15 protein-coding genes are annotated in these 18896 nt (G+C 39.6%); 1 reads left to right on the forward strand and 14 read right to left on the reverse strand.

Going from position 1 to position 18896, the window contains the following annotated elements:
* Positions 1-3: 3 nt before the first annotated feature.
* From EO119_RS01390 to yedE, 6 genes are all read right to left on the reverse strand, one after another.
* Entirely contained in the window at positions 4-2289 is a 2286-nt protein-coding gene (locus EO119_RS01390; RefSeq protein WP_126940401.1) for a xanthine dehydrogenase family protein molybdopterin-binding subunit, read from the reverse strand.
* Positions 2286-2741 (reverse strand): (2Fe-2S)-binding protein, encoded by a 456-nt coding sequence (locus EO119_RS01395; protein ID WP_009353384.1) that lies wholly within the window; start codon positions 2739-2741, stop codon positions 2286-2288. Before EO119_RS01395 ends, EO119_RS01390 begins: the two co-directional genes overlap by 4 nt.
* Complete coding sequence (locus tag EO119_RS01400; protein ID WP_126940402.1) at positions 2732-3520, reverse strand: xanthine dehydrogenase family protein subunit M; 789 nt, start codon at positions 3518-3520, stop codon at positions 2732-2734. Before EO119_RS01400 ends, EO119_RS01395 begins: the two co-directional genes overlap by 10 nt.
* A gap of 253 nt (positions 3521-3773) precedes the next feature.
* The gene (locus EO119_RS01405) at positions 3774-4022 is read right to left on the reverse strand and encodes a DUF3343 domain-containing protein (protein WP_126940403.1); all 249 of its coding nucleotides are present in this window, start codon (positions 4020-4022) and stop codon (positions 3774-3776) included.
* A gap of 1 nt (position 4023) precedes the next feature.
* Positions 4024-4227 (reverse strand): sulfurtransferase TusA family protein, encoded by a 204-nt coding sequence (locus EO119_RS01410; RefSeq protein WP_126940404.1) that lies wholly within the window; start codon positions 4225-4227, stop codon positions 4024-4026.
* An 18-nt stretch (positions 4228-4245) separates the two neighbouring features.
* Positions 4246-5298 (reverse strand): YedE family putative selenium transporter, encoded by a 1053-nt coding sequence (gene yedE / locus EO119_RS01415; RefSeq protein ID WP_126940405.1) that lies wholly within the window; start codon positions 5296-5298, stop codon positions 4246-4248.
* Positions 5299-5417: 119 nt separating this feature from the next.
* Here yedE and EO119_RS01420 point away from each other — a divergent pair, with 119 nt between their 5' ends.
* Positions 5418-6581, forward strand: coding sequence for an aminotransferase class V-fold PLP-dependent enzyme (locus EO119_RS01420; RefSeq protein ID WP_126940406.1), 1164 nt, complete (start codon positions 5418-5420; stop codon positions 6579-6581).
* Between the two features lie 132 nt (positions 6582-6713).
* Here the strand turns inward: EO119_RS01420 and EO119_RS01425 are convergent, their stop codons facing one another.
* The 8 genes from EO119_RS01425 to EO119_RS01460 all read right to left on the reverse strand — a co-directional run bounded on the left by EO119_RS01425 (position 6714) and on the right by EO119_RS01460 (position 18839).
* Positions 6714-8114: a nucleobase:cation symporter-2 family protein gene (locus tag EO119_RS01425; protein WP_126940407.1), complete on the reverse strand. Its 1401-nt coding sequence runs from the start codon at positions 8112-8114 to the stop codon at positions 6714-6716.
* A gap of 151 nt (positions 8115-8265) precedes the next feature.
* Positions 8266-10815: a selenium-dependent xanthine dehydrogenase gene (gene xdh, locus EO119_RS01430; protein WP_126940408.1), complete on the reverse strand. Its 2550-nt coding sequence runs from the start codon at positions 10813-10815 to the stop codon at positions 8266-8268.
* Positions 10816-10833: 18 nt separating this feature from the next.
* Positions 10834-12135, reverse strand: coding sequence for a dihydropyrimidinase (gene hydA, locus EO119_RS01435; RefSeq protein WP_240632792.1), 1302 nt, complete (start codon positions 12133-12135; stop codon positions 10834-10836).
* A 31-nt stretch (positions 12136-12166) separates the two neighbouring features.
* The gene (locus tag EO119_RS01440) at positions 12167-13867 is read right to left on the reverse strand and encodes a hypothetical protein (RefSeq protein WP_062401580.1); all 1701 of its coding nucleotides are present in this window, start codon (positions 13865-13867) and stop codon (positions 12167-12169) included.
* Between the two features lie 26 nt (positions 13868-13893).
* Entirely contained in the window at positions 13894-15222 is a 1329-nt protein-coding gene (ssnA, locus tag EO119_RS01445; protein ID WP_126940409.1) for a putative aminohydrolase SsnA, read from the reverse strand.
* A gap of 47 nt (positions 15223-15269) precedes the next feature.
* The gene (gene arcC / locus EO119_RS01450; protein WP_009353343.1) at positions 15270-16205 is read right to left on the reverse strand and encodes a carbamate kinase; all 936 of its coding nucleotides are present in this window, start codon (positions 16203-16205) and stop codon (positions 15270-15272) included.
* A gap of 86 nt (positions 16206-16291) precedes the next feature.
* The gene (ygeW, locus tag EO119_RS01455; protein WP_062401575.1) at positions 16292-17485 is read right to left on the reverse strand and encodes a knotted carbamoyltransferase YgeW; all 1194 of its coding nucleotides are present in this window, start codon (positions 17483-17485) and stop codon (positions 16292-16294) included.
* Between the two features lie 46 nt (positions 17486-17531).
* Positions 17532-18839: a YgeY family selenium metabolism-linked hydrolase gene (locus tag EO119_RS01460; RefSeq protein ID WP_062401573.1), complete on the reverse strand. Its 1308-nt coding sequence runs from the start codon at positions 18837-18839 to the stop codon at positions 17532-17534.
* Positions 18840-18896: the final 57 nt, after the last annotated feature.

The following is an 18896-nucleotide window of genomic DNA, read 5'->3' on the forward strand; positions in this document are numbered from 1 at the left end:
ACTCTACTTATTTTTTTGTAACGCCATATACACGCGTTCTGGAATCATTGGCAATGTAGTTACCTCAGCACCTGTAGCATTCAAGATAGCCCCTTGAATAGCTGGACAAGATGTATTGATAACAACTTCCCCAATGGATTTAATACCGTAAGCACCAGTTGGTTCATAGGATTCCACAAAGTCTACATGAACATTACCAGTATCTAACCGTGTTGGTAATTTATAATGCATGAAATTGTTTGTTTCTAACACACCACGAGAAGAATAGCGAATTTCTTCATATAATGCCATACCGATACCTTGCACAACACCACCTTCTGTTTGTACAGTGGCTAGGTTTCTATTGACAACAGTACCACAGTCAACTACTGCATAGTAGTTTTCAGGCGTTACTTTACCAGTTTCAAGGTCTACTTTCACCTCTGCAATGCCCACCATGAAAGGAGGTGGAGAGGTTTGACTGCCCCAAGTAGCCATACCACTTAAGTAATGTCCTTTCGGTCCTGATACAAGTTTCGGCGCTAACTCTTTGGTAGTCATCGTTTTAGAACCATCTTCAGTCCATGCTTTTTCTCCATCAAAGGATAATGTACTTGGATCCACTTCTAAGATACGGCCAAATTCTTGCAAGATTTTTTCTTTCAACTCATCACAAGCCAGTTTCGTAGCAGTCCCTGTCACATAAGTCGTACTCGATGCATAAGAGCCTGGATCGAATGGTACAACGTCAGTATCTGCTTCATAGACAACCATCATATCCATGGGACAGCCCAAAGTTTCACAAGCAATTTGTGCTAACGCCGTGTTGGATCCTTGGCCCATATCTGTTGACCCCGTAAATAACATATACGTACCGTCATCCAGCATGCGCACTTCTACCGAGGCAGAGTCAATATTGGCAATCCCCGATCCTTGGAACGCAAGAGCTACTCCTAAACCACCCCTATGGCGGTCATCGATTTTCCATGATTTTGGACGATTGTCCCAATTAGACATTTCTTTCGCTTTTTGGATGGCTTCTTTCAATAGACCAGATGCCAACACTTCACCTGGATGGAAGGATTGCGCAGTTTCCCCTACACCAATTAAGTTTTTCAAACGTAAATCAATTTCATCCACACCCATAGCATGCGCCAACTTCGTAATAGCACACTCCAGTGGCCACAAGGCTTCTGTAGCACCATACCCACGGAATGCACCGCCTGGCATATGGTTAGTATACACTACATTAGATTCATAGCGAATCGCTTTTGTTTTATTATATAGTGGTAACGATTTATGTTCCCCTGCTGTGAAAGTAGTCAAGGCATGACTACCATGTGCTCCTGCATCGGATACAGCTACCATGTCAATAACTTGGATAATACCATCTTTTGTGGCACCTACACGAACTTTCCAATCCCTTGCATGTCGGCTAGTGGAACAGTTATTCGCTTCGTGACGATCGTACACGATATAGGATGGTTTTTTCAATTTCCATGTTACAAAAGCTGGGAACATTTCTGTACAACCCGTTTGTTTAGATCCGAAACCACCGCCAATACGAGGCTTGATAACGCGAATTTGGGCCGCAGAAAGCCCCAAAGCATGCGCCACATGTCTACGAATATGGAATGGTACCTGTGTCGAACTTGTAATCACAAGACGATTAAATTGGTCTATGGTAGCAAAGGTCCTAAAAGTTTCCATCGCCGATTGTAAGGTAGCTTGGTCAAAGTAAGACTCTTCTACAACATAATCACACTTTGCCAATTCTGCTTCTAAGTCACCTACTACATGACTATAGGAACAAGCAATGTTTCGCTTAGGATCTCCCCCTACTGGAAAGTTATAGTGAAAGTCATCTTCAGCGTGAATGATGCTAGGATGATCGATAGCTGTATGCATATCCAAGACTGGTTCATAGACCTCATATTTTACTTTGATAAGAGGCATAGCTTTCAATGCTGTCCGTTCATCCACAGCCACGACTAAAGCTACTTCATCCCCCACATAGCGAACCACTTGATCTAAAATCAACATATCATACGCAGATGGCTCTGGATAACTTTGACCAGCTAAGGTAAATCGAGTTTGTGGCACGTCTTTATAGGTATATATTGCTTCCACACCAGGTATTTTTAAAGCGGCATCAATATTAATATCCACAATTTTAGCAAAGGCATGAGGACTGCGAAGTATCTTAATACATAACGCATTGGATGGAATAAAATCTTCTGTATAGGCGGCTTTACCACTTAAAATCGTTGCGGAGTCTGTTTTTTTATAACTTTGTCCTAAATGTTTCATAGTGTTTTGCCTCCTAAAAATTTACGAATCCCTCGCATATGCGATTCATAACCAGTACAACGGCATAAATTGTTGTTTAGGTAAGCTTTAATTTCCTCATCAGTAGCATTTGGGTATTTACGGCTTAATGCAATGGCACTCATCATCATACCGGTTGTACAGTAGCCACATTGATCAGCCCCTTCTTCAGCCAAACAATCCGCTAATTCTGCAGCTTCCTCTGCTACACCTTCTAAGGTAGTGATTTCATGACCCACAGCTCTGAATGTAGGGTATGCACAAGATAATATAGGATCACCATCTACCCATACAGTGCATAAACCGCAGTTTGTTGTATCACAGCCGCAACGCACACTGTAAAAGCCTAAGTTACGCAATGTTTCTAATAACATTTCATCCGTTTCGATGAGAATATTTCGTTTCACTCCGTTCACTTGTAACATTATTTCCATTGTGCCACCTCTTTTACCAATCGTTTAAACATGTTTTTTGCCATCTCTAAGCGATACTCTGCACTTGCATGTGAGTTACTTTGAAAGGATAAATCCTCTTGAATCAAGATTACCGCTTCATCCAAAGCGTCCAATCCTTTTTCGTTAATAATCTGGCAAGATTTCGCAGCTAATGCTGGGTTACCTGGTCGACAACCAATATATACCGAGTAGCCTTGATCATCTAATCGTGCAGATCCCGTTAAATAAGGAAAATCTGAAGTAGATTTCCGTAATGCTTCAATCCCTACGGATACTTCTTGTTTTGGCACAATAATTTCAAGTAATAAATCTCTTGTTCCATACGTTAAATATTGTTCTATCGGCATACGGCCCGCTTCAAACAAACGTACTTCTGCTCGTAATGCTAATAAGGCAGGAATAATATCAGAGAAACCGAATTTTGCTGCTACCGATCCCCCCATGGTAGCCATACTGCGGAATTGAACACCTAAAATATCTTTCACAGCTTTTGGGAGCACTCCTCTACAGAATGTTTTAAATGGTTCGTACACCTCTACATCTCGCTGTGTAGCCATGGCACCAATGCGGTATTCCGTTTCGTCCTCTACAATATAACGGAGACCTAATTCAGACAAGTCAATCACCATAGGCCATTTACGATTTCCCAATCGCGTCCAGCAACCACCAGCTAAGATAGGTGCCATCTTTTGCTTCACCATGAGTGCATGTGCCTCTTCTACTGTTTTAGGCTGTTGCACTTGCATAAACATAAGCATACTTATACCTCCTGACTCCAACATCTCTATATCCTTATTGTACCATGTATATGAAGATTTTGGCATATGAATTATCTCAGATACTAAGCATCTATATATGCATAATCCATATACATCATATGTTACTCACAATCATTGCTATAAAAATAGGCATACACAAACTACTTCGAACTACAATGAATCTATCATTATTCGAGACTAAGTTTATGTATGCCTAATATCAACTTTATATGAGATATAGTTTGCAAGATGTTTAATTACTTTTATAGATCTCTCTATATCCTTCTGTTTGTTTCTCTACAACCTGCTCTATATCTTCTAAAATATCTTCAGGAATGTCTTCAACAATGCATCGATCCACTTGGAAAATTGCACATGTACCACAAGAAGAGCTTAACCACCTCGGTACAGGCTGTAAATGTACAGTAATCGCTCTTTGTTTACAAAACTGTTCAAATTGTATAGCTCCAAAATGAGAATAAAATGTTGCTACATATTCCATATTATTGTTTTGTAACAGTGAGGATATACTCACCATTCTCTTCTTTAGACACGATTGTATAACCTTGAGCCAATACAAATCGAGTAATATTTTCTACCGCTGTTTTAGAATCAGATTGTACAGTATATTCACTGTCACCTGATGCCATTGCTTTTTGTACCATAATAACTGGTTCTGGACAAGATAGTCCTCTTACATCAATCATGCTTACCTCCTATGTTTCCTATTTACGCATATTTTTAACAGCAATTACTAAGGCAATCACAAAACCTACACCTACCGCAATTTGGCCCGCTACTGGAACACCTGTACCAGTGGCTGCTAATCCAAAGTTATGTGCGAATGCTGCGCCTGCTGCTAGGCCCACTACTGTAATTGTGGAATCGGAGTTACCTTCACCAGATAAGATTAATTGACGCAATGGACAACCACCCATTAATGTACAGCATAAACCTGCCAAGGCCATACCTAAGAAGTTCCACAATCCATCTGTATGCGCAATTGGTTGTTTCACAAAACCAGGATGGAAGTTACCTACAGAAATGTTCACTAGGAACGCTGCTACAAGAATCGCAATAAAACCAAGAATTAATTTTGTTTCTTTAAATAAAATGATATCTCGGATACCACCTACCATACAAAGACGGCTATATTGTGCCAAGCCACCTACTACTAAACCAGCTGCTAAAGAAATCCATAACGGAGTATGAATGGCACCTGGTCCTTTTTCAGTAAAGAAAATGAACGCTGGCGCTGCCACCACAAGACCTAATAGAATCACCTGTGCTGCTGGCATAATATAGGAATCCATTTTAGATACAATGTACGTTCTACCCAAGGAATATCCACGTTTTAAGAATACTGTACCTACTGCAATACCACCTGTGAATCCTAATAGACCCATGATTGCATTCCAGTCACCACCTGCTAAGCGCAAAATCATACGGAATGGACATCCTAAGAAAATAAGACAGCCAATCATAGTAAAGAACCCTAAGGTAAATCGTGTTGCTGGAGCGGAACCACCTTTAGCCGCTCTCTCTCCACGGAACCAAGATAATAAAAAGGCTCCTAACACTAATCCAATAATCTCTGGACGAATGTATTGTACTGGTGCTGCTCTATGCAGACCCAAGCCACCTACAGAATCACGAATGAAACAGGCAATACAAAAACCCATATTTTGTGGGTTTCCCGCTAGCACTAATAAACTAGCAATCGCACCAATAATTAATCCAGCAATAATAATTCTTTGCTTTTCACTTATTACACTCATAGTACCTCTCCTACTAAACATTACCTCTTCGACTAGTTTACTTCAGTCCCTACAAATTGATATTTTGCACGCATTACTTTATACTAAATATAATATACATATTAAAAGGAGTTATAATTATGAAGTCTATCTATGCAGATAATAGCAGTACCTCTTTCCCGAAAGCGCCCACTGTAGCGCAAGCTATGTATGATTACATTTCCTATAATGGAGCTTCTGTTCATCGCTCCTCTAACGAAGATGCGTACCAAGTGGAACGTTTGATCCTAGAAACACGCCAACAGTTACAACAACTATTAGGTGGACCTAGTCCAAAATACATCATCTTTACTCCCAATGTGACAACTAGTCTAAATATGGTCTTACAAGGTCTTTTTTCCGCTGGTGATCACTTCCTAATCTCCAGTTTAGAGCATAACGCAGTCATGCGTCCGCTCCATCAATTATCTATGAAAGGTGTTTCTTACTCCACTATTCCAAGCACACCTCAAGGTGAAATGATTACCTCCACCTTAGAATCACTTCTCTTACCTACTACAAAGGCTATTCTAGTGACTCATGTCTCTAATGTATGCGGTACCATACAACCTATCGCTGAACTCGGAGCTTTTTGCAGAGAACACAATCTATTATGTATCGTAGATGCTGCCCAATCAGCTGGTATCTTACCTATCCATATGAAAGATATGAATATCGACGTTCTATGCTTTACTGGTCATAAAGGGTTACTTGGGCCTCAAGGTATCGGCGGCTTTCTCCTTACAAAAGATGTAGCTCATCAAATACAGCCCATACTAAGTGGTGGCACAGGTAGTTTTTCTCATACCTTAGAGATTCCCACTACCTTTCCCGATCGCTTTGAACCAGGTACGCCCAATATTCCTGGAATCCTCGGCCTCCATGCTAGTCTATCCTATCTCAATACAATAGGTATCGAGAGTATTTACCAACATGAATTGTCTTTGACCAAGCAATTCATATGTGGTTTGCAAGAATTATCGAAATATACTATTCACGGAATTCCCGACATTCAAAATCGGACAGCCGTGATTTCTATTTCTCCTACTCATTGTGATCCAGCAGAACTGGCTCACAAACTGGAACAAGATTATCATATTATCACTAGAGTTGGGTTGCACTGCGCTCCTACTGCTCATCAAGTACTAGGTACCTATCCTAAAGGAACAGTTCGCTTTTCCTTTGGCTACCACAACACAGCTGATGAAGTAGATACTATATTAAATAGCTTAGATCTATTACAACACAAACACCCTTATAGCTAGAATATTACATATTAAAAATAAAGTAAGCACCAATTATACATATAATTGGTGCTTACCTATTTTCGTGCTACTTTCTGTATAAAGAAAGCACTTATATATGTAACCTAAGTCTAACCATATACAGTATTTTGATTAAATAGATTGATTTCTACGAACTTTACGTTCTGCTTTCCATTTATCCAAACGAGCAATCGCTTTTTCACGACGAGTTTTTTGGACCACATGCGTTTCATTGCCATAGCCATTTAACAATACATTAAGAATGACTGCCATTAAGCTACCGAATGTAATACCACTATGAAGAACAATTTTTAACCATTCAGGGAAATGATTATAGAAACTTGGTACTGCTAACGGAATCATACTCACACCAATACTGATGGCTACAATCATAAGATTGTAAGTACCATCAAATTGTACTTTAGATAAAGAGCGAATACCACTCGCAATAATCATACCAAACATAGCAATACCAGCACCACCTAATACAGGGTTAGGAATACTTGCTACAACCGCTGCCATTTTAGGGAATAATCCTAATGCTACTAAAATAATACCAGAAGCAGCTACTACGAAACGGCTTTTTACGTTTGTTACAGCTACTAAACCTACGTTTTGCGCAAATGCTGTATGTGGGAAACTATTTAAGAATCCACCAATCATAGTTGCAAAACCATCTGCACGTAAGCAATCAGCCAATTCTTTTTTACCAATTGGTTTCTCAACGATTTCACCAATTGCAATACAGTCACCAGTCGTTTCTGTCATAACAACAAGCATAACAATGACCATAGAAATAATAGAGGAAAATTCAAATGTTGGCCATCCGAACGCTAATGGTGTTACGACTGCAAACCATTCTGCTTGACCAACGGCCCCTAAGTTAGCTACACCCAGTGCCATTGACGCTAATGTTCCAACTACTAAACCTACTAAAACTGCTACATTACTCCAGAATCCTTTACCAAATCGATACACTGCTACTACGATTGCCAATGTTAAGGTAGCCAGTAGCAAGTTAATTGGACTTGCAAATTCAGGTGAACTAGGGTTACCTCCCCCTACCCAACGAACGGATACAGGCATTAATGTAATACCGATAATTGTAATAATAGTACCTGTAACTACAGGTGGAAAAAAGCGGATTAAACGACTAAATAGATGAGAAATCAAGAATGTGACTATCCCGGCTACGATAACGGCCCCGTAAATACTTGTCATACCATGCTCTTGACCAATTAAAATCATTGGAGATACCGCAGCAAATGTAATCCCTTGAATCAAAGGAATTTTTGCGCCGATTTTCCAAAATCCTAACGTTTGGATCAAAGTGGCAATACCACAAGTAAATAAATCTGCGTTAATTAATTGAATCAACTGCGCCTCTGATAACCCCATAGCTTGTGCTATGATAATTGGAACCGCTACTGCTCCTGCATACATTGCCAATACGTGTTGTAAACCGTAAGCAAACAATTTAGGAATTGGTAACATTCCGTCTACATGATTAACTCCCTGAATTTGATGTGCCATATGAATCACCTCATATTACTTAATAGAATATACTAGTCTTATGCTTATATCATGTTTTGAATTTTAGACATCATCTGATGAAGTAGCAAGCACTCGCATACTTGCTACAACATCGAACTTCATAGACTGAGCACACTCTCTCCCTTACTGATTATTTTCGATATCCAGTTTTCTCAAGTGGTAAAGAACGACGTTCCATACCGTCCAAACGATTATATGCATTGGCAATAGCTGGAGCAATTGGGATACTACTGATTTCCCCAATACCTTTAGCACCATATGCATATTGGTCTGGTGTACCTTTTTCTATGAATGTACATTTAATTTCTGGACGTTGTGTAGCTCTTAACAAGCCTAATGTGCCATATTTTGTAACTACCTTACCTTCATTGTACTTGAAGTCTTCTGTTACACCATAGCCCATACCCATGATAGCTCCACCCTCTACTTGCCCTTCACAAGATTGTGGGTTTACAACTCGTCCTACATCATAGGCCACATGAAGTTCACTTACTTTGTTATCATCTCCAATCGTAGCTACGCAAGCTCCATATCCATAAGCCACATGGCTCTTAGGATGATCTTTGTCCGAATCAAATGGATCCGTAACGCCAAGGAACTCTTCATAAACTTCTATTCCTTCAAGTTCAGCTAACGTTTTAGTGGCTAACAATTCTGCTAATTTTATAGCCGCTCTACGTGTTGCTTCCCCTGTAAATACCGTTTGTCGTGATGCTGTTGTAGTTCCAGAGTTTGGTGTACGTTCCGTATCTGGTGCTTCTACTATAATTTGATCTGGAGACAATTTTGTGGCTTCACATACAATCTGAGATGCCACTGTGCCTACACCTTGACCAATACATGCAGCAGATGTACGAATACGTACTTTACCATCACGAACTTCTAAAATAACTCGACCAGTATCTGGCAATCCTACACCAACCCCACTATTTTTCAAGCAAATCGCAAGACCTGTACGATCACTCGCATAGTATGCATCTTTTACTGCTTCTAAGCATTCAGCTATACCAGTATCCGGTGTACATAATTGTCCATTCGGCAAGTAATCACCAGGGCGAACCGCATTTTTATAACGGAATTCCCAAGGGTCCATGCCTACCTCTTTAGCTAGTAAGTCGATATTGATCTCTTGTCCAAATATAGTTTGTGTTACACCAAAACCACGGAATGCACCACCTGGTACAGTATTCGTATACACACAAATACCATCCATAGAGAAATGTTCAAAGTTATATGGTCCACTAGAGTGTGTACCTGCCCGTTGTAATACTGGGCCACCTAAAGATGCATAAGCACCACAGTCGGATACAATTTTAACTTTTGTAGCTAACAATTTACCGTTTTCATCACATGCAGTAGTAATATCCATTTCCATTGCATGACGTTTTGGATGTACATCTAAACTTTCTTGACGAGTTAATTGTACTTTCGTTGGAAGTCCAGTTTTCCAAGCTACAAGTGCTGCATGATGTTGCACACTCATATCCTCTTTACCACCGAAACCGCCACCTACTAACATACTATGTACCTTAACTTGAGATTCTTCCAAGCCTAACATGCGAGATACTTCATGTTGCTCATCATAGATACTTTGTCCACCTGTGTATAATTGTATGCCATCTTCTGTTTTCACAGCAATTGCACACTCAGGTTCCATAAATGCATGATCTGTTTGTGGTGTAGAGTAATGTCTTGTTACCACATGAGCCGCATTGGCAATGACTTCATCAGCATTCCCACGATTTAACGCTTGATGAGATAGGATATTTCCATTTGGATGTAATAATGGTGCATCTTCTGCCAAAGCTTCTTCTGGAGTTAATACAGGTTTTAATTCTGTATAATCTACCGTTACCAAATTACATACTTCTTGCAAATATTTTTTCTCTTTTACTGCTACTACAGCAATAGCATCACCTACATAGCGAGTAATATCACCTTCTGCAATCATAACATCCCAGTCAGGAACAATATGACCTGTTTTATTGAAAGGTACATCTTTCGCCGTTAATACAGTCACACATTGAGGATGTGCCAAAGCTTCTTCAATATGGATTGCATCAACACGAGCACGTGGATATTTAGAACGGATCGCTTTGGCATAAATCATGCCATCTACCACCATGTCATCTGCATATAATCCTGTACCCAATGCTTTTTCAGCCGCATCTATACGATGTAAGCGAGATCCTACAGTACCATCTGCATCATTTTTAGGAACTGGTGCGTTCTCTTTAAATAAACGAGCCGCTAATAAAATAGCATCTTCAATTTTTACATATCCTGTACAACGACAAATATTTCCCAATAAAGCTTTTTGAACATCTGCCCTTGTAGGTTCTAATGTAGTATCCAATAATGCTTTAGCACTGATAATCATGCCCGGAATACAGAAACCACATTGTACAGCTCCACATTCCGCAAAAGCATATACATACACTTCTTTTTCACGTTCTGTAAGGCCTTCAATGGTAATAATTGATTTGCCTTCCATTTGCGAAACTTTACCTATACAAGCTTTTACCTTTTTCCCATCAATGAGAATTGTACAAGCTCCACAAGCACCTGCACTACAACCGTCCTTTGTTCCGGTTAAGCGTAGGTCATCACGAAGATAATCCATTAGTCGTTTATCTTCTTCCACCTCACGCCAAATACCGTTAACTTGAAATCGGTACATACAGAGACCTCCCTCCAATTATTGTTGGAACTCCCCTTTATAGGCTTCCACTAATTTTCTATCTTGCACCACATGGTGCCCACGTAAAAATACATCATCTATTCGACCATGTACAGTCATTCCTTCATAAGGTGTATAATCTGACCGACTATGAGTTTTATCCGAAGTCATACATTCTGTTACATCTGATGAAAGTATCACAATATCCGCATCACTTCCTACCTGTAACGTTCCTTTTTTTGGATATAATCCATATAACTTAGCTGGTGTTTCGCTAGTTAATTTCATATATTCTACAGGGTCGATTCGTCCACTATGAACAAACATATCCCACATTAGAATCATCCGCTCTTCTACACCTGGCAAACCACCTGGTGTTTTCGTAAAGTCACCAAGACCCTGCGCTTTTTGCGCTAATGTATAATTGCAGTGATCCGTACATAAAGTTTGGAAAACTCCACGTTCTACCGCTGCTTGCAAAATCTCCACATCTCTTTGTTTTCTAAGAGGTGGACTTAAGATATATCTCAATCCTTTTCCATCCGGCTGATTATACAATTCATCTGTCAGTAATAAGTATTGAGGACAGGTTTCACAGGTCACTTTTGCCCCATTCTTTCTGCGTTCCTCAATCACATCTAATCCTGCTGCAGAGCTCACATGTACAATATGTACTGGATAATCTGCTAATTCCCCTAGTCGAATGAAACGATGCATTGCTTCTGCTTCTATGGTATCTGGTTTTGAAAGCGGATGATACTTTGCTTCTGTATCTCCTTCCTCTCTCATTTCCTGTACCTTAGCTGCAATCATCGCTCCATTCTCACAGTGGGCTGCCACCAACGCACCGGTTGGGGCGATTGCTTTGATTGCTTCATAAATTGACCGATCGTCAATACTAAAGCTGTAGGCCATATATACTTTGAAGGATGCGACGCCTTCTTCAACGACCTTAGGAATTTCCGCTGCTACTTGCTCATTCATATCTAATAATTCCATATGAAATTTATAGTCACAAGAGCAACGTCCTTCCGCCCGTTTCTTATCGCGTCGCAAACCTTCTAACAAAGATTCTTCAAAAGGCGATGCAAAATTAATAATCGTCGTGGTCCCCCCCATAATGGCTGCTTTTGTACCACTTTCAAAATCGTCTGCCGTGGTGGCAAAAGCGTTGGTCATTTCAAAATGGGTATGTGTATCGATTCCTCCAGGCAACACATAGCGCCCTTTTGCATCGATTCGTACATCTCCTGGTTTTGCCTCAATATGAGGAGCTACCTCTACAATTGTATCGTTTTCAATTGCTATCGTCCCTTGCATGACTCCCGTTGGGAGTACAAGATATCCTTGTTCAATGAGTATCATAGATATAATATGGAAGTTCTTTAATGAACGCTTCCACAACTCCTTTCAACACCTCTGGTAAGGCATCAATCGCTGTGCGACCTGTAGCGCCTTGGAAACGATATCCGCATTCCTTACCTTGAATATAAAAGCCGTCATTATCGCTTGCTAATAAGCGTTCTTCATCAATAAAATATGTTAATTTATCTTTATATGGGAAACATGGTTGTACGCAATGACAAGCACAGTTACCACATTCATTACAAGACTCATCAATATGAATAATTAATTTTTTACCATCTACAGTAATACATTCATTCGTTCTATTTGGACATACACGTACGCAAGTACCACATACAACACGGCATTCATGATTTTTGTCATGAGCTGTTGGGAAACCTGGTTGCTCTTCGCGTTTTTTCTTAGCAGCTGCAGATTTTTTGTATGTTGGAGCTGTTCCCATTGCCTCCGCAAAAGATTTGATTTCTGTTGGTTTAATTACCTTAGCAGTATCGTAATCTTCTGCTTCTACTAATTTAGCCAAGTTATCCAATTGGTTATAACCTAAACCTTGTAATAAGGTTGTACATACTGTGATTGGCCAAATACCTGTGCGGAATAAAGCTGCAATATTTTTCGCATCTGCACCACCGCTATAAGACATTGGTAAGCGTTCGCCAAATGTTTCACTCAATAATTGAGCTACACCGATAGATAATGGTAATAAGGATTTACCAGACATATACATTTGCTCACCTGGCAATTCTTTTTCGTGAATCGAAACAGGGAATGTATTTGTCAGTTTCACACCGAACACTAAACCTTCTTCTTCTGCAATCGTCAACAATCGTTCAATCATTGGCACTGCTTCTTTAAAAGATAAGTCTACTTCAAATTGATGTGCATCAAAATCAATATATCCAAATTCTGCTTGATCTAATAATTCTCTTACACGATCATAGCCTAATAATGTTGGATTACATTTTAGATATAAATTTAGATGTTTTTCTTTCATTAGGTATGTACAAATCGATTCAATTTCGCCTGCAGGACAGCCGTGCATTGTGGATAATGTAATACCTTGGCAAATGTTGTCATCAATATTTCGAATGTACTCTTCTGTTACATTTTTAAATTGATGTACATTAGCTAATGCCCATTCTTCGCATTCTTTCCAAACTGGTTTAGTACGTGCTGCACGTAAACATTCCATATAGGAATCTACATCTTCACTTTTAATGCCCGCTAAGTTGTAGCCAACACTCATAATAAAGATGAATCCATCTGGATCGCCGATGCCCCATTCTTTACTAATTAATTTAATAGCAAACCATGCTTTAATGTATTCATCAGCAGCTGCATGGCAATGGTACTCAGAGGACCATTCCACATTGTATGCTTCATCTTTTGAATAAATACATGGTCTTGGGATACCCAATTCTTCACCGAACATAATTTGTACTGTTTTTAATTCTAAGAATCGGGAACCCCCAACATAGGCTGCTACTAAGTTTTGAGCTAATTGAGTATGTGGACCTGCTGCAGGGCCTAATGGATTTTCCAGGTTACGACCAAATAAGGATAACCGTTGATCCGTACCTGTTGTGTGCATGCGCTCCACATTATATACTCGATTGTGGGTAGCATATTCTGTTAGAATATGGTTCATTAAATGTCCGAAACTTACCGGATACATGATATCGCTCATAGTATTCACTCCTTACTGAAAGTGTATTATGGGACTAATCGTTTCCATAAACGATGGGAAATTTGTCGTACTTCTCGTAGCAATTCTTCTTTATTCATGCCACATAATTGACGATCTAGCATACGTACCTTACCACCAGAAATAGTTGTAATTACATTAAGACCATTTAGGCCAAATAGTAAATGACCATTAATATTATCAGCATGTAAATCTGTTCTAGGAATATAATCTAAAACAATTACATCTGCTTCTGCCCCCGGTGTCAAGGTACCAACTTTTACAGGGAAGAATTTTTCAATCATTGCTGGGTTAGTGTTGAATAACATATGTGGAATTTCAGTCCAACCAACATTTGGATGTTGCATGTTATGTTTCACTAAGCAATTTGCTACTTTGTAGGATTCTAACATATCGCTAGTATATCCATCTGTACCAAGACCCACTGGAATACCTGCTTCCATAAGTTTTAATACATTAGGTGCTCCTACCGCATTACCCATATTACTTTCTGGATTATGAGCCACCATGGTTCCAGTTTCAGCTAATACCTTTACTTCACTATCATCTACATGGATACAATGTCCAGCAATCGTTTTTGGTCCTAGGATGCCATCTTCATGCAAGCGATGCACTGCGCGCATACCATATTTCTCTTGGCTATCTTCTTGATCTGTAGTACCTTCTGCTACATGGATGTGATATCCCAAATTGTCTACGTTTTGTTCACGAACATAAGCCAATGTATCTTTACTCAATGTGAAAGATGCATGTAACCCCATCATAGCTGCGATTGTTTCAGGATTTTCTTTTGCTTCTTTACCAAAGCGTACGTTTTCTGCTACAGCTTTCTCCATTTCCTCTTGGCCATTCCGATCACTTACTTCATAGCACAAGCAAGAACGAACGCCAAAGTCTTGAGCAACTTCGCTAATAACAGATAGGCTGCCTTCTGTTTCCCCATAACTTGCATGATGGTCAAATATGGAAGTCACACCATTTTCGATACATGCCATATAGGTCACAATAGCACTTGCCCACACGTCTTCTTTAGCAAGACGTTTATCTAGGTAGAACCACAATCCATCTAAAATTTCTTTAAAATTTGTTGGGTTGTTACCAGGGATATATAATCCGCGGGCTAAGGCAGAATAAATATGGTGATGAGCGTTCACAAAACCAGGCATAATCAAGCGCCCATGAGCGTTTACTCGATATGCTTTTGGATATTGTTTGCGCAATGTTTCGTATGAGTCTACTGCCACAATTTTAGTGCCATCCATTAATACGCCACCGTCTTCAATAATCGGTTGTAATGGATTGCGTGTAACGACAGTTCCTTTTCCTAATAAAATCATAGATAGGCTCCTTTCTATGAAAAACAGTATTCAATGAAATACTACTATTATAATTCGATGTGAGTGCCTGTTTTTCCTTCAATACCTTCTCTAGATTTTTCTAGTTGTGTGATAATTGCTTTTCTACCTGCTTTAGATTTAGCAAAAGCTACAGCTGCTTCCATTTTTGGTTTCATAGAGCCTGCTGCAAATTCACCATTGTCGATATGTTTTTGCGCTTCTTCTACTGTAATATGTTCTAACCATTGTTGGTTTTCTTTACCATAATTAATCGCTGCTTTTTCAATAGCTGTTAAGATAATCAATACATCTGCGTCAACTTCTTGTGCTAGTAAGCTACTAGTCCAGTCTTTATCAATAACTGCAGATGCACCTGTTAAATGATTGCCTTCACGAACTACAGGGATACCGCCACCACCGCAAGCGATTACTAATTCATGACCGATTAAGCCTTTGATAGCTTGTAATTCAATGATTTCTTTTGGCGCTGGAGATGCTACTACACGGCGATAGCCACGACCTGCATCTTCTTTTACCACATAATCATATTGGTTCACTGCATGTACAGCTTCTTCTTTTGTCATAAAGTGGCCAATTGGTTTTGTTGGATCTAAGAACGCTGGATCATCTGCATCTACACGAACTTGTGTAACCATTGTTGTCACAGGTAGATCTGTAATACCTCTGTTCAACAACTCTTCACGCAATGCATTTTGTAAATCATATCCGATATACGCTTGGCTCATGGCTACGCATACAGACAACGGAGTATTAGGTTGACCTTCTACTTCTCTAGTTAATGCAGCCATAGCATTATTGATCATACCGATTTGAGGGCCATTACCATGAGTAACGATCACATCACAATCTGCTTCAATTAAATCTACGATTGCTTTCGATGTTTCTTTCACCGCAATCATTTGTTCTGGTAATGTATTGCCTAGGGCATTGCCCCCTAAAGCGATAACAACACGTTTTTTCATAGGGTACCTCTCTATGGTGTATATATTCCTAACTACTTTGTAGGGATTAAAATAAGGGACTGTCTGAACAGACAGCCCCTTTGCTCTTAGCGGAGAACTCTTTCTGTTCCCTTTTCTTCTAGCTCTTTTAATAATTCTACTGGATTTTCAAATTTGCTTAATAAAATCATAGCAGCAATTACATATGGTTTATAGCTTGCTTCTTTGTAAAGAGGTACACGATAACGATCAAATACGGATGCGTCAACTTCACCTTCTTCACAGCTTAAGCCAGTGATATCAGCTGGTAAGCAATGTAAGTATAATGCTTTGCCGTCTTTTGTAAGACTCATCATATCTTCTGTGCAAGCCCAATCTTTATGTTGTGCATTTTGTTCTAATAAACGACCTTCTAATTCTTTAATGCCTGCTGTATCGCCTTTGCCATATAAGTCAGTTCTTTCTTCCATTGCAGCGAAAGGTGCCCAGGATTTAGGATATACGATATCAGCATCTTTGAAAGCTTCTTTCATGTCGTTTGTACGTTTGAAAGATCCGCCACTAGCTTGTGCTTGTTTTTTAGCAACTTCTTCAACTTCTGGCATTACTTCGTATCCTTCTGGATGCGCTAATACAACTTCCATACCTAAACGAGTGAATAAACCGATAGCACCTTGTGGTACGGAAAGCGGTTTACCATAGGATGGGGAGTATGCCCAAGTCATAGCCACTTTTTTACCTTTTAAGTTTTCAAGTCCACCAAATTCATTGATAAGGTGAGCTGTATCAGCCATCAATTGTGTTGGATGGTCAATATCACATTGTAAGTTTACCAATGTAGGACGTTGTTCTAATACACCGTCTTTATGGCCTTCTTCTACTGCATCAGCTACTGCATGCATGTATGCATTACCTTTACCGATATACATATCATCACGGATACCGATGATGTCAGCCATGAAGGAGATCATGTTAGCTGTTTCACGTACAGTTTCGCCATGAGCGATTTGAGATTTTCCTTCATCTAAGTCTTGTACTTCTAAACCTAATAAGTTACAAGCAGATGCGAAGGAGAAACGAGTACGAGTGGAGTTATCACGGAATAAGGAGATACCTAAACCACTGTCGAATACTTTTGTAGAGATATTGCGCTCACGCAATGCACGTAATGCATCAGCTACAGCCCAAACAGCTTGTAATTCGTCGTCTGTTTTTTCCCAAGTCAAGAAGAAGTCATTGTTGTACATGTTTTTTGTGTCTAACTTAGCTAATGCGTCTACACATTTTTTGAAATCTGCCATTTTTTGCACCTCATTAATAATTTATAGCTTTATAAAATGTAAACTATTATTTGCAATAGTTTGTAGGTAAGATTGCATATACTGCTGCACATGTTACAAGGTCTTGTTTCCATGTGATTTCGTTAGGTGCATGTGCTTGTGCTTCTGCGCCAGGACCGAAACCGATGCAAGGGATACCATTACGTCCCATGATGGATACGCCATTTGTAGAGAATGTCCATTTATCAGTTAATGGGCGAGCTTTACGTTCTGCCAATGTAACTTCTGCACCAATACGTTCTGTACCGTATAAGGAGATGTAAGATTCTTCCAATGCTTTTGTTACTTTATGATCTTTAGGAATTACCCATGTTGGGAAGTAACATTCGATAGGATAAGTTAAACCAGTCCAGGATGGACGAGCATATTCGTACATAGATACTTTTGCACCGTATTTTTGTACAGCTGGTAAATCTTCGATTTCTTTTAAGCAACTTTGCCATGTTTCACCTGCTGTCATACGACGGTCAAGAGATACTGCGCAAGAGTCTGCTACTGCACAACGGCTTGGGGATGTGTAGAAAATTTGGGAAGTTGTTACTGTGCCACGGCCCAAGAAACGAGCTTCTTCATAATGGTCAGGGTTGAATTTTGGATCCAACATTTTTTCTAAGCCACGAACACGAGTAGTTTCTGTAGAATTGTTTGCATTTAATGCACGAACATCTTGTAAAATGTCAGCCATTTTATAGATTGCATTGTCACCGCGATCTGGTGCAGAACCATGGCAAGATACGCCTTCTACATCGATACGGATTTCCATACGACCACGTTGACCGCGATAGATACCGCCATCAGTTGGTTCTGTGGATACTACGAATTCTGGACGAATGCCACGTTCTTTAATAATGTATTCCCAGCACAATCCGTCGCAATCTTCTTCTTGTACTGTACCAACTACTAATACACGGTATTTATCATTCAATAAACCTAAGTCTTTCATGATTTTTGCACCGTATACTGCGGATACGATACCGCCTAATTGGTCAGATACACCACGGCCACCAATTTCAGTGTCGCTTTCAAAACCTTCATATGGATCAAAGTTCCAGTTATCACGGTTACCAATACCTACTGTATCAATATGTCCGTCAAAAGCAATCAATGTTTTACCAGTTCCCATATATCCAAGAATGTTACCCATAGGATCCACTTCTACTTCATCGAATCCTAAGTCTTTCATTTCTTTTTCAATGCGGCGAACGTGTTGTTCTTCTTCCGCACTTTCACCAGGGAATGCGACGATTTCTCTTAAAAATTTTGTCATCGCTGGTCCATAAGCTTCTGCTGCTTTTTTTACTGCTTGTAAATCCATTACCATTTCCTCCTTAAACACACATATACGTATACGTTAAAGTTAAAATTAACTGTA

Origin of the sequence: Veillonella sp. CNR 79/14, assembly GCF_003992185.1 — a bacterium.
Lineage (GTDB): Bacteria > Bacillota > Negativicutes > Veillonellales > Veillonellaceae > F0422.

Excerpts from the sequence above, each read along its gene's own strand:
- EO119_RS01390 (WP_126940401.1), bottom strand. The coding sequence starts at position 2,289 with ATGAAACATTTAGGACAAAGTTATAAAAAAACAGACTCCGCAACGATT.
- EO119_RS01395 (WP_009353384.1), bottom strand. The coding sequence starts at position 2,741 with ATGGAAATAATGTTACAAGTGAACGGAGTGAAACGAAATATTCTCATC.
- EO119_RS01400 (WP_126940402.1), bottom strand. The coding sequence starts at position 3,520 with ATGCTTATGTTTATGCAAGTGCAACAGCCTAAAACAGTAGAAGAGGCA.
- EO119_RS01405 (WP_126940403.1), bottom strand. The coding sequence starts at position 4,022 with ATGGAATATGTAGCAACATTTTATTCTCATTTTGGAGCTATACAATTT.
- EO119_RS01410 (WP_126940404.1), bottom strand. The coding sequence starts at position 4,227 with ATGATTGATGTAAGAGGACTATCTTGTCCAGAACCAGTTATTATGGTA.
- yedE (WP_126940405.1), bottom strand. The coding sequence starts at position 5,298 with ATGAGTGTAATAAGTGAAAAGCAAAGAATTATTATTGCTGGATTAATT.
- EO119_RS01420 (WP_126940406.1), top strand. The coding sequence starts at position 5,418 with ATGAAGTCTATCTATGCAGATAATAGCAGTACCTCTTTCCCGAAAGCG.
- EO119_RS01425 (WP_126940407.1), bottom strand. The coding sequence starts at position 8,114 with ATGGCACATCAAATTCAGGGAGTTAATCATGTAGACGGAATGTTACCA.
- xdh (WP_126940408.1), bottom strand. The coding sequence starts at position 10,815 with ATGTACCGATTTCAAGTTAACGGTATTTGGCGTGAGGTGGAAGAAGAT.
- hydA (WP_240632792.1), bottom strand. The coding sequence starts at position 12,135 with ATGCAAGGGACGATAGCAATTGAAAACGATACAATTGTAGAGGTAGCT.
- EO119_RS01440 (WP_062401580.1), bottom strand. The coding sequence starts at position 13,867 with ATGAGCGATATCATGTATCCGGTAAGTTTCGGACATTTAATGAACCAT.
- ssnA (WP_126940409.1), bottom strand. The coding sequence starts at position 15,222 with ATGATTTTATTAGGAAAAGGAACTGTCGTTACACGCAATCCATTACAA.
- arcC (WP_009353343.1), bottom strand. The coding sequence starts at position 16,205 with ATGAAAAAACGTGTTGTTATCGCTTTAGGGGGCAATGCCCTAGGCAAT.
- ygeW (WP_062401575.1), bottom strand. The coding sequence starts at position 17,485 with ATGGCAGATTTCAAAAAATGTGTAGACGCATTAGCTAAGTTAGACACA.
- EO119_RS01460 (WP_062401573.1), bottom strand. The coding sequence starts at position 18,839 with ATGGATTTACAAGCAGTAAAAAAAGCAGCAGAAGCTTATGGACCAGCG.